The sequence below is a fragment of the Gammaproteobacteria bacterium genome (assembly GCA_003696665.1).
In the GTDB taxonomy this organism is placed as follows: domain Bacteria; phylum Pseudomonadota; class Gammaproteobacteria; order Enterobacterales.
In genome coordinates, this window is the sequence record RFGJ01000199.1 from 1 (window position 1) to 11,127 (window position 11,127).

At 50.7% G+C, this 11,127-nt stretch carries 11 protein-coding genes; 4 read left to right on the forward strand and 7 right to left on the reverse strand.

Translation table 11 applies throughout. The features are described 5' to 3' along the window. Both D6694_05780 and D6694_05785 read right to left on the reverse strand, forming a co-directional pair. Positions 1-630, reverse strand: a 630-nt coding sequence (locus D6694_05780) for a protein nirF (protein ID RMH44490.1), incomplete at its 3' end; no start/stop codon positions are given. Next, a complete protein-coding gene (locus D6694_05785) occupies positions 618-923 on the reverse strand; it encodes a cytochrome c (protein RMH44480.1) in 306 nt (101 codons plus the stop codon). The genes D6694_05780 and D6694_05785, both read right to left, overlap by 13 nt. 208 nt (positions 924-1,131) lie before the next feature. On the opposite strand from D6694_05785, the gene D6694_05790 reads away from it, so the two are divergent. The 3 genes from D6694_05790 (at position 1,132) to D6694_05800 (ending at position 4,539) form a co-directional block, all read left to right on the forward strand. Continuing rightward, entirely contained in the window at positions 1,132-1,863 is a 732-nt protein-coding gene (locus D6694_05790) for a glutathione peroxidase (GenBank protein ID RMH44481.1), read from the forward strand. A 362-nt stretch (positions 1,864-2,225) separates the two neighbouring features. Next, the gene (locus D6694_05795) at positions 2,226-2,690 is read left to right on the forward strand and encodes a DUF3015 domain-containing protein (protein RMH44482.1); all 465 of its coding nucleotides are present in this window, start codon (positions 2,226-2,228) and stop codon (positions 2,688-2,690) included. After that, the gene (locus D6694_05800) at positions 2,662-4,539 is read left to right on the forward strand and encodes a DUF4105 domain-containing protein (GenBank protein RMH44483.1); all 1,878 of its coding nucleotides are present in this window, start codon (positions 2,662-2,664) and stop codon (positions 4,537-4,539) included. The genes D6694_05795 and D6694_05800 overlap by 29 nt, the downstream gene beginning before the upstream one ends. Before the next feature lie 6 nt (positions 4,540-4,545). Here the strand turns inward: D6694_05800 and D6694_05805 are convergent, their stop codons facing one another. From D6694_05805 to D6694_05825, 5 genes are all read right to left on the reverse strand, one after another. Next, positions 4,546-6,360, reverse strand: a complete 1,815-nt coding sequence (locus D6694_05805; protein ID RMH44484.1) for a VWA domain-containing protein — start codon at positions 6,358-6,360, stop codon at positions 4,546-4,548. 1 nt (position 6,361) lies between these two features. Continuing rightward, positions 6,362-6,712: a hypothetical protein gene (locus D6694_05810; protein ID RMH44485.1), complete on the reverse strand. Its 351-nt coding sequence runs from the start codon at positions 6,710-6,712 to the stop codon at positions 6,362-6,364. Continuing rightward, positions 6,693-7,493 (reverse strand): CbbQ/NirQ/NorQ/GpvN family protein, encoded by an 801-nt coding sequence (locus D6694_05815; protein ID RMH44486.1) that lies wholly within the window; start codon positions 7,491-7,493, stop codon positions 6,693-6,695. Before D6694_05815 ends, D6694_05810 begins: the two co-directional genes overlap by 20 nt. A 110-nt stretch (positions 7,494-7,603) precedes the next feature. Continuing rightward, positions 7,604-8,986, reverse strand: coding sequence for a nitric-oxide reductase large subunit (locus tag D6694_05820; GenBank protein RMH44487.1), 1,383 nt, complete (start codon positions 8,984-8,986; stop codon positions 7,604-7,606). Positions 8,987-8,996: 10 nt separating this feature from the next. Then, the gene (locus D6694_05825) at positions 8,997-9,422 is read right to left on the reverse strand and encodes a cytochrome c (GenBank protein ID RMH44488.1); all 426 of its coding nucleotides are present in this window, start codon (positions 9,420-9,422) and stop codon (positions 8,997-8,999) included. A 193-nt stretch (positions 9,423-9,615) separates the two neighbouring features. Here D6694_05825 and D6694_05830 point away from each other — a divergent pair. After that, positions 9,616-11,127: nitrite reductase (locus tag D6694_05830; GenBank protein ID RMH44489.1), on the forward strand; the 1,512-nt coding region annotated here is incomplete at its 3' end.

Sequence of the window (11,127 nt, forward strand, 5' to 3'; positions counted from 1 at the left end):
AATATAATAACGGCCGTCCGGCGTGATGAGCGCATCGTAGGGCTGCCGACCCACGTGTTGAAACTGGCTCACGCGGTATTTTCCTGACGCTTCCATTTGGATACGCCATATGGCGCCAGCCTCAAAGAGTGCCACCCAGAATTTATTGTCGGGGGCATCGACCAGACCAACGGTTTTTGATGGCTGACCCACCAATTTTTCCGACTCAATGTCAGCAACGAGGGCAAGTGTGTTCGCGTCGAAAATCTTGACGCCACCGGGCTGGTAGTTTGATACCGCGACCCATTGGCCGTCTTGTGAGATTGCGCCGCCAATAGCGTTGCCCGATTGGACAATCCGCTTGTCGATGCGACATCTGGTCAAGTCAAGTTTGCTCAGACCGCCATCGCGGCCAAAAACAAACGCAAATCGCTCATCTGGAGAAAACACAACGGATGCGTGTGACAAATCACCAAAACCTTTGACGCGACACACAACTTTATGCTGAATTCGGTCGACCACAGCCACCTGACCAATAGTGCGCTCAATGACCACCCCAAGCCCTCCGGTGGCGACGATTTCCTGAGCGTGAGAAAAACGTGCCTGGTAAACGGATATCAGTATCAGTAACCACCAAGTTATTTTTGCCATTGTTCAGTCCTCAACACTTTGATCAGCCAGCGGATTTCCTCGTCGTTAAGAAAATTCCGCCAGGGCGGCATGGCTGTTCCCTCACGGCCATTGGCGATTGTGTCGTATAGCAACTCATCAGGCTTTGTTGCTAATGCTTTTGCGCGTAGAGAAGGGCCAAGCCCTCCATTTAACTGGCCACCGTGGCATGACCCACAGTCATCCCGTAGTAGGTTGATGAGCGATGCTTGCCGTTCCGCTACCGGTGCTGCTTGAACCATGATTGGGAGGAGTAGAAAAGCCAGCCAGCGCATGCGCGAAATCCCTAGCCGTTTCTTGTGCTTGTTGGAATGCTAGCGTGGACCGCCTAACAGGACATTGATCGAGCGCAAGCCTAGGCCGAAACCAAACGATAGACAAAAACAATCAATATATACAATATATCAATTTGATGAATTTATGTGATTCGGACTAAACTGACCCTGCGTGTTTCAAATCAACGTTAATCAGGAGAAAGTTTCAATGAAAGAAGGTCAGCAAATACCCCAAGTGGCGTTGCCAGTTCGTACGGATGAAGGCTGGACAAGTATCGATACCTATGCGTTTTGTCGAGGCAAAAATGTTGTGATCTTCGGGTTGCCGGGCGCCTTTACACCGACGTGTTCGTCGTCACACTTGCCGAGATACGACGAATTGGCGCCCTTGTTTTATCAACTTGGCATTGATGCGATCGTTTGTGTCTCGGTCAATGACACCTTTGTGATGAATGCTTGGGCGCAAGATCAAAAGGTTAAACATGTCGTCATGTGGCCGGATGGTAATGGCGAATTTTCGAAAGCTATGGGGATGCTAGAGGACAAACGGCAGATTGGTTTTGGTGACCGAAGCTGGCGATATTCCATGCTAGTGCGCGATGGCGTGATAGAAAAGATGTTTGTCGAGCCAAAAGTAGAAGGGGATCCGTACCAGGTGTCAGATGCCGATACCATGCTGAAGTATTTGCAGCCCGATGTTGAAATCCCAGAACCCATTCTGCTTTATATCCGGCCGGGTTGTCCGTTCTGTAAGCGTGCCGAAGCAGCGCTGGATGAAGCTGGTTTGAACTACCAGACTGAAGTGGTTGGTCAAGACATCACGCCTTATGGACTCGAAGCTGTGGCCGGTAAGCGCAGCACTCCACAAGTATTTGTGGGAGGCAAACACATTGGAGGCAGTGATGAGCTGCTGAAATGGTTGGCTGAGCGAGGTGAATGAGCTGGCACGGCATCGATCGCGATGCCGAGCCGATAGCAATTGATTGCCTATCTTTGGTGCCGGTGTTATCGGTGCCGGTGTTATTAAGCGTGTGGCCATTTCCAAACCGATAGAAAAGCCTGAAGGCATGACGACAGACATATGTGTCCGACGTTAGGATAGCGGGACTACTTCTATTTCTTGCAGTACGATTCACCTTCTTGACTCAAGCTTCATGACTGTGTGAGTTGGAAAGAAGTGGCCGCAATGGGGCAATTCCTATTTTCGTTTGCCCCTGGTTGAACGCTTTGCTTATAATCGCATTAGGCCGCCTGGAAGGCGGCCGTTCATCATGTTCAATCAACAAATGAGGATACATCATAATGAAAAAATTGTTGTTGAGTTCTGCCATTGCGGGATTAGTGTCTTTGGGGCTTGGTCAAGCACAGGCGCGTGACTTTGCAGACATCTATACCGAATGTGGTTTGGGAGCGATGATTGCGCCAAACAACGCTGCGGTCGCTGCTGTGACCAATGTCACGTGGGACTTGGGAACGACTGCGATCTCGTCGAACGTTTCTTCACCGGATACTTGCCGTGGCGGACAAGCAAAAACAGCGGCTTTTATCTTTAAAAGCTATGAACAATTAGAAGCTGACATTGCTAAGGGTCAGGGCAGCTATTTGGCTCAGCTTGTTGAGCTGACGGGGGCGGATGACGAAGCACAGTTCATCGCGCAATTGCGCAAGGCATTCGCTGATCTTGCATCAGGAAATGACTATGCCGAAATGAATCGTTTCGACAAGGCGCAAGCGCTGTATGAAATGGTTCAAAAGGCCAGTGCATAATCAAATCATGCACCTTTTTGCTAAAGCCCCTTTGCTGGGGCTTTTTCTTTGCTGTTTGAGCGCGGTTTCTCTGGCGGAGGGAGGGGCTGCACAACTGACAGCAACCCATTGGCGACATTTGGCAAGTGACCCTGAATGGTTGCGCCTACTTCGTTATGAAAACGGCGCGAGCACAGTTGTCGATGCTGATTTCTTTGTTTCGAGGCAGGGAAGAAACAATGCGTTAGCAGAACTCCGAGCTGTCGTTGAAGCCGCGGATATGCCGTCTTCCGGCTTAGCAGATAGTCATCCTCGTTGTCGTTTTCCGGCGCGCTATTGGTGGTTGTCTCGTCCACTTAATCGCCCAGATTGGAAAGAAATTCCTGCCTTTTGCCAAAAATTACGGCGATGGCCAGTATTGCTGCAAGCCAAAAGTGTGAGCGTGGTCTATGTCGCTGGATACCTTGGCAATCCGGCCTCGGTTTTCGGACATGCATTTCTCAAAATCAATACCGGCAGAGAGGACGCTTTGCTCGATCAGACAATCAATTATGGGGCACTGATCCCACCCAAAGAATCGACAGTCATGTATGTGTATCGCGGCTTAACCGGAGGCTATCTGGCAGGCTTTTCAGATCGCTATTACTTCACACAAGACATGACCTACTCCAATACCGAATTTCGCGACATGTGGGATTATGAGTTGATGCTGGCGCCTCAACAACTCAGGTTCTTGCTCTACCATCTTTGGGAACTGATAGGAAAAAAGCAACAGTATTTTTTTCTCACGCGAAATTGTGCCTATGAACTTGGTCGTGTTTTGAATGTTGTTTTTGCTGATGAGGTTGTGGATAAACCAAGTGTGTGGTTTGCGCCAGTTGAGTTGTTTGAGACCCTCAAAATTTTGAATGACGAAAGGGCAAGACTGCGCCAAGCGGTGATCGGTCAGATTTCCTTCAAGCCATCGTGGGAGCGAAGACTTTACGAATCCTATCGGATAATGCCGCCAAAGCTAAAAAAGATCGCCATTCGATTGGCCAGTCTGCCAACAAAAAAATGGGATAGCCTTTTGTCGTCGCTTGACCCCAACGAGCAGTTAGTGGTCTTGGATTTTGCTGTCGCGGTGTCTTATTTTCGATACATGAAGGACTTTCCAGACGTTGCCCAGGCGGTCAAGAGACGCCATCAGCAAGTTATCGTGAAACGCTTACAATATCCGCGCAGTCAGCCAGTTCGGGCAGCGCAAAAACAAATACCGCCACCGCCAACTGAGCAGGCCCCGCCGAGATATGTAGGTTTGGGATTGGGTAATGATGGAGCGTTGGAGGTTTCATTTTCACCCTTTTCCCAGAACAGCACGGGACTCAATGATCTCGAAGGCAACGCACTGGTCGTGGCAGAAGCTCGACTGAATTCGGACAACGGTAAGTTGCAATCGATGGATTTCATTCGCATCCGAAAGTTAGCAAGAAGTGATCTGCCGCTTGACGACTTTGATTCATGGTCGTGGCGAGTTCGACTTGGCACCGAAAGGCAAAGTGGCGTGAATGAGTCATCCTTGAAACTATTTGGGGCTTTTTCGTTAGGCAAGAGTTATCGATTTTGGGGACAAACTTGGAGCCTTATGGCAGATGTGACTGCATCGGAAGCTGGTGCTGTGGCGTTGGCGCCCAGAGTGGAAGTGTTTGGTGCTCTGACTTCACGTCTTAAATTTTTGGTGGAGGGTACCTATGCGGCGGGCTGGAACGAAACACGGCAGTGGCAACTCGAAGCTTCATGGCAATACCACCCAGAAAGACAGTGGTCCATTTATGGCTACTACAAAAAACAAGAGGAACAGGTAGGGATAGCGCTTCGTTATCACTGGTGATGGCGTTTAATCTTTCGTCATGGTCAAGTACAACCGCGGCAATACCTCAGGCAGCTGCTCCGGACGCTGAATAAGGGCATAGTCGGAACGACCAAACAGATAAGGGAGATAATCTTCGGCTTCCTTATCGATTGTCACGCAAAAGACATGGAGCCCTTTTCTACGCGCCTCCAAGATGGCTTGGCGTGTGTCTTCGATGCCGTAGCGACCCTCGTATCGGTCCAAATCATTCGGTTTCCCGTCAGTGAGTACCAATAGCAGCCGCCGCTTTTCTTCACGTTTCAGCAGCAATTGGCTGGCGTGCCGGATGGCGGCGCCAAGCCGTGTGTAATAGCCTGGTTGCAAGCTAAGGATACGCGGCAGGCTGGATGTGCGGCTATCGAAGTCCTTAATCCGAATAAAATTGACAAGCTCATTGCGCTTCGACCAAAAGCCAGCGAAGGCGTGAGGATCCCCTAGTTTGGTGAGTGCTTCGTCAAGCACGATGAGACTTTGTTTTAGGGTGTCAATGACCCGCCGTTCGCTGTCAATCCAGGTGTCCGTTGACAGCGAAAGATCAGCCAAGACAAAAGTGGCCGAGTCGCGGTGCGTTCGCCTTTGTCGTATGTATAGTTTCGGCGCAGCGATGCGATGTGCGTAGCTTTCAGCATAAAAATCTTGCCATGCGACAAGGTCTATTTCCTCACCGTCTTGCTGGTTTCTGAGCTTAATATTTTCCGGAATAAATGCGCGTAATTGCCGATTCACCTTGGCGAAAATAGGTCGAAGTTCATCAATGCTATGCTCGGTCACTGCGTCAGCGATGGTTTCAACCAGACGAACTTGTCCATCAATAAGTTGCTTTTTGCGGTAGTCCCACTCGGGCAGCAAAATACCATCTTTTTGATGAAGGCCATGTGCTTGCTCGGCCGGCAGGTCTAAATCCATTTTCAGGCGTCCGCTTCCTGCTTCCGTTTGGGTGACGGCAATTTCATCGAGATCGTCGGCGATGGCCTCTAAATTCTCGTCTTGCTCTTCGTCTTGTCCACGGCTGAGCGAGGCATATTCTGCGCGGGAAAATATTGTTTCGAATCGATAAAGCATAATCCCGTGCTTATCGTTAGGACGGGCAACGCGTTTACCTTTGCGCCTTTTTTTTGAAGATTCATTTGTCTGAGCACGGTTGCCGGAGCCTTTGCTATCTGCCGGTAATGGTCCGTCTATTTCCGCTTCATCAGCCTCCAATGTCGTTCGGCGTGGCCATATTTGAACGGGATAGGCGAGCTCGCTTTCCCGAAGTTGGCCGGGAAGTTCCGGCGAGAGGAGCTGTTGCGCGAGCGTATTCTCCTTTTCTATGAGGCTGGGGGGCAACGTCTGCTTAAGTCGGACGTCACAGTAGGCACGCACCATGGCTTGGTAACGACCCGTTAAGCCAGGCCAGTGAAGGAGCACCTTGTTTGTCCGTGCCAGCATATCCTCGACATAGTCATCGGCACTTTGGCCCACAGTACTGAGCAGGCAAAGCCATAAATACGCAAAGCGATTGTGTTCTGAGTCAGGCATCCAATCAATGCGGCCAGGTAGTGCCAACACTTCGCCATCTTGATAGGCTAGGGTGAAGCGATTGCCGATGCCAGCGAGCTTTTGACGCCAATTACGATAACAATTGACCGTGATGGGCGCCGCTTCGGCAATTCTTAACTGTTGATCGCCACCGAATGCCCGAAATGCGACAGCCAAGTGATGCCGGACCGTGTCGAGCGAGACCTCAGCATCGGCGTAGCCGGTACGTGCCTGCTTACGTATCCAATCATCCCACCACTTGCCGACAACTTCCTCCATGTCAGTGCAGCTCCTCTTTGTGCCATTTTGCCCACCACCACAGGGCAACAAGTATAAAGAGGCTATGGACAAGCGTGAAATAGGTGATCAGTACGGCAAGTTTGCCGGCTGTGTCGAACCATGGACCAAACCACACGGCAGCGGAAACACCAAATAGAAGGACAAATGCAAGGACATTCAAAACAATGGATATCCGTGCGGCGTGCAGTGGTTGGCTGAGATTCAGGCGCTTGGCTTGCATATAGCGTTTTAACAGTATCACGAAACTGAACCCTGGCAGCAAAGTCAGGTTCAGTAAAGACCAAACGCCAATAGTTGAAGCCCGTAACGGCTTATCCGCCGAATGTGGCATAAATGACCTCCATCAGCCCTTCGATGGTCGTCTCATCATCGGTGAGCGGTTCAACGAGGGCAGCACGACAGGCAAGAATGGGATCGAATCCCTTTTTGATGAGCCTTGCCACATACACAAGTAAGCGTGTGCTCGCCCCTTCTTCGAGATCTACATTTTTCAAACGTCGCAACGCATGACCAAGTTCGACGATCCGCGCTGCCCTAGAGACATCAATACCGGATTCAGTGACGACCACTTCAATTTCTTTGTCTTTGTCAAGGTAGTCGAAACGAATGGCGACAAAGCGTTGTCGTGTTGATGGCTTTAGACCTTTCATGATGTTCTGGTAGCCCGGGTTATAGGAGACCACCAACATAAACTCATCTGGTGCGTGCAACACTTCGCCGGTGCGTTCCAGGGGCAAGATGCGCCGATCGTCAGTCAGCGGGTGGATGACAACGGTTGTGTCTTTACGCGCTTCAATGATTTCGTCAAGATAGCAAATGCCTCCATCTCGTACAGCGCTTGTAAGAGGACCATCCTGCCAATAGGTTTCCCCGGCGCCGATAAGATGTCGACCAGTCAGATCGGCGGCAGTGAGATCGTCGTGACAGGCCACGGTATACAGCGGCCGTCCGAGCCGACTGGCCATGTGTTCGACAAAACGTGTCTTGCCACATCCTGTCGGTCCCTTGAGTAACACAGGCAGCTGATTTTCGTAGGCGTAGGTAAATAACTCGATTTCGCTGCCACTCGGTAAGTAAAAGGGCAACGATGTGGAATGTGTTTCGTTATGCATGAGCCGACCTCGTTACTAAGGATATGGAGTAGTTTGGGGCCTTTGAATGGAAATTCCATTGACTGCAATCAAAAGGCGGGCCTGTGGCCCGCCTGCTGATAGGTTTCCTGTTAGGCTGTTGCGACTTCAGGCTTCTCCTTGACAAAGAAGCTGACGAGGTAGGCAATCAAGCCGATGAGGAAAACGACACCTGCCGCCTCGCGCAACCAGTAAAAAAGCGACAGTTTTTCTTGTACGACCATGAATGGCTGCGGGTTTTCCGTGTAGCGTTGGAAATAGACCTGCAGCACGCCTGCGGCCGTGAGGAACAGGGTGATGAACACCATGGCCACGGTCATTAACCAAAAGCCCCACATTTCCCAGATTTGTGCAAGTTGGCCGTTCGCGCCAGCACGACCACGCAGCAATGGCATTGCATAGGAAATAATGGTCAATACGATCATGGCGTATGCGCCATAGAAAGCCATGTGTCCATGCGACGCTGTGATTTGTGTGCCGTGCGTGTAATAGTTGACTGGTGCGAGAGTGTGCAAAAAGCCCCAAACACCAGCCCCGAGGAAGGCCATGACAGGACACCCAAGTGCCCACAAGGTGGCAGCTTTGTTCGGATGCTCGCGGCGTCGACGATTCACCATATTGAAGGCGTAGACCACTATAAAGAAGAATGGCAGTGGTTCAAGTGCTGAAAATATGGAACCAAGCCATTGCCAGTAGGCTGGCGTGCCAATCCAATAATAGTGGTGCCCAGTCCCGACGATACCGGTGATAAGTGCCAGTGCGACGATGAGATACACCCACTTTTCGATCACTTCACGGTCGACACCTGTCACCTTGATAAGCACAAAGGCAAGAATTGAGGCGAGAATGAGTTCCCAGACCCCTTCAACCCAGAGATGTACGACCCACCACCAGTAATATTTGTCTTTGACCAAGTTGTCCGGGTTATAGAATGCGAAGAGGAACATCACCGCCAAACCGACCAACCCGGTCATCAATACCATGTTGATAACGGTTTTACGGCCCTTTAATACTGTCATGCCGACGTTGTATAGGAAACCGAGGGCGACCAGCACAATGCCTATTTTGGTGATGGTTGGCTGTTCCAAAAACTCCCGCCCCATAGTCGGCATAAGGTCGTTGCCCGTCAACTTGGCTAATCCGGCGTACGGCACCAACAGATAGCCGAGAATGGTCAGCGCGCCTGCGATCAGAAATACCCAAAACAGGATCATGGCCAGTTTGGGGCTTTCAAGTTCACGTTCAGCTTCTTCGGGGATCAGGTAGTAGGCCGCCCCCATAAAGCCGAACAATAGCCATACAATCAATAAATTGGTGTGCACCATTCGTGCAACGTTGAATGGGATAGCGGGAAAGAGAAAATCTCCCCAAACATATTGCAACCCCATGATTAGGCCAAAGAGCACTTGACCGACGAAGAGCGCTAAGGCCGCGATAAAGTAGGGTTTAGCGACAGCTTGTGACTGATATTTCATGTCAGACTCCTTAACCTTCGATATTGGGTGGCCATTTTTGGGTGTCGATTTCGCTGGTCCACTTCAGGAATGCCACAAGATCGTCGAGCTGTTGCTCGGTCAGATTAAATTGCGGCATTTGACGTCGGCCAGGGACCCCTGTTGGCTGTGCCTTCATCCACGCCTTGATGAACTCTCCGCCACGACGTTTGTAGACGTTACCGAGCTCTGGCGCGAAATAGGCCCCTTCACCCAGAAGGGTATGGCAGCCAATACAGTTGTTTTCTTCCCAAACCAACTTGCCGCGGGCAACCGCCGCTGTCAGATTTTCACGATGGTCAGCCTGTGGCAGTCGATTGGTGGTGTCAAACGTCAAACCGAGAAACAATAGGATGAAGAAAAGACTTCCTCCGTAGTAAATGTTTCGAGCGGTTGACTTGGTAAACACTTCGCTCATTTTGATTCTCCTATCGTGCCATCTGAAAGTGACGGACTCACGATACTGTCTGGCCCCTGTCGGCTCCTTGATTAGGGTCAAGATAACCATCTCGACAGACCGAACTTGATGCATGTCAAGGAATGTCCCTAGAGATTGCGGATCATGAGCAAGCGACGGTAGTTACACCGATCATGAACGAGAGGAGAACACCATGAAGAAACGACTGACGATGGTATTGGCCGCGATGGCAATCGCAGGTATGCCGCTGTGGTCGGCTGATACCGCAAAGCATCCTGACAAAACGCAGCAAGCCTATGAAGGCGCACCTTCGCCTGTGAAGGATGTCAAGCGTGTCATCACACCGGGCGCGCCCGATATGACTCAGGCAGAATTTGATGAGGCACGCCAGATCTATTTCGAACGTTGCGCTGGCTGCCACGGTGTTCTGCGGAAAGGGGCAACGGGTAAACCATTGACTCCTGACATTACGCAGAAAAAAGGAACCGCTTATCTAAAGGCATTTATCACCTATGGATCGCCCGCTGGCATGCCAAACTGGGGAACGTCTGGCGAACTCACCGAGCGGCAAATTGATATTATGGCGCGTTTCCTGCAGCACGAACCGCCGTTGCCGCCGGAATGGGGTATGAAAGAAATGATGGCCAGCTGGAAGCAGTTCGTGCCGGTCTCCAAGCGCCCTAAAAAGAAAGAGAATCCATACAATATCGAAAACATCATGGGTGTCACTCTGCGTGATGCCGGGCAAGTAGCCCTGATCGATGGAGACAGCAAAAAAATTATTAATATTGTCAAGACAGGCTACGCGGTCCATATTTCTCGTCCCTCTAAATCAGGACGCTACCTCTTCACCATTGGACGCGATGCCAAAGTCTCCATGATCGACCTGTGGATGAAAAAGCCTGACGTGGTTGCCGAAATCAAAATCGGCCTTGAAGCCCGTTCGGTGGAAACTTCCAAATACAAAGGTTGGGACGATAAATACGCCATGGCCGGTGCCTACTGGCCGCCGCATTATGTGCTGATGGAAGGCGACACACTCAAGCCTTTAAAAATCGTCAGCACTCGCGGCTACACGGTTGATACTCAGGAATACCATCCTGAACCACGTGTCGCGGCGATTGTGGCGTCGCATCAACATCCGGAGTTTATTGTCAATGTCAAAGAAATTGGCAAGATTTTGCTGGTCGATTATTCCGACATTGAGAACCTTAAGGTGACCACTGTTGGTGCTGCACGCTTCCTGCACGACGGCGGTTGGGACCGGACGCAACGCTATTTCCTCACCGCTGCGAATAAGTCCAACAAAATTGCCGTGCTGGACTCGAAGACTCGTAAACTTACAGCCTTGATTGAAGTCGGTAAAATCCCGCATCCAGGACGTGGTGCGAACTTTATCGATCCTAAATATGGTCCGGTGTGGGCAACAGGCCACTTGGGTGATGACACCATTGCCGTCATTGGTACTGATCCGGTCAAGCACAAGCAATATGCTTGGAAGGTGGTTCGCACACTGAAGACACAAGGTGGTGGTAACCTCTTCATCAAAACGCACCCGAAATCTCGCAACCTGTGGTTCGATAACCCCCTTAATCCCACGGCAAAAGTAGCACAATCTGTGGGCGTGTATGATATCAACCACCTTGAGAAAGGCTTCGAAGTCTTGCCAATTGCAGAATGGGCAGACTTGGGCGAAGGGCCAAAA

Coding starts and splice junctions, on each gene's coding strand:
- D6694_05785 (RMH44480.1), bottom strand. CDS start 923: ATGCGCTGGCTGGCTTTTCTACTCCTCCCAATCATGGTTCAAGCAGCA.
- D6694_05790 (RMH44481.1), top strand. CDS start 1,132: ATGAAAGAAGGTCAGCAAATACCCCAAGTGGCGTTGCCAGTTCGTACG.
- D6694_05795 (RMH44482.1), top strand. CDS start 2,226: ATGAAAAAATTGTTGTTGAGTTCTGCCATTGCGGGATTAGTGTCTTTG.
- D6694_05800 (RMH44483.1), top strand. CDS start 2,662: ATGAAATGGTTCAAAAGGCCAGTGCATAATCAAATCATGCACCTTTTT.
- D6694_05805 (RMH44484.1), bottom strand. CDS start 6,360: ATGGAGGAAGTTGTCGGCAAGTGGTGGGATGATTGGATACGTAAGCAG.
- D6694_05810 (RMH44485.1), bottom strand. CDS start 6,712: ATGCCACATTCGGCGGATAAGCCGTTACGGGCTTCAACTATTGGCGTT.
- D6694_05815 (RMH44486.1), bottom strand. CDS start 7,493: ATGCATAACGAAACACATTCCACATCGTTGCCCTTTTACTTACCGAGT.
- D6694_05820 (RMH44487.1), bottom strand. CDS start 8,986: ATGAAATATCAGTCACAAGCTGTCGCTAAACCCTACTTTATCGCGGCC.
- D6694_05825 (RMH44488.1), bottom strand. CDS start 9,422: ATGAGCGAAGTGTTTACCAAGTCAACCGCTCGAAACATTTACTACGGA.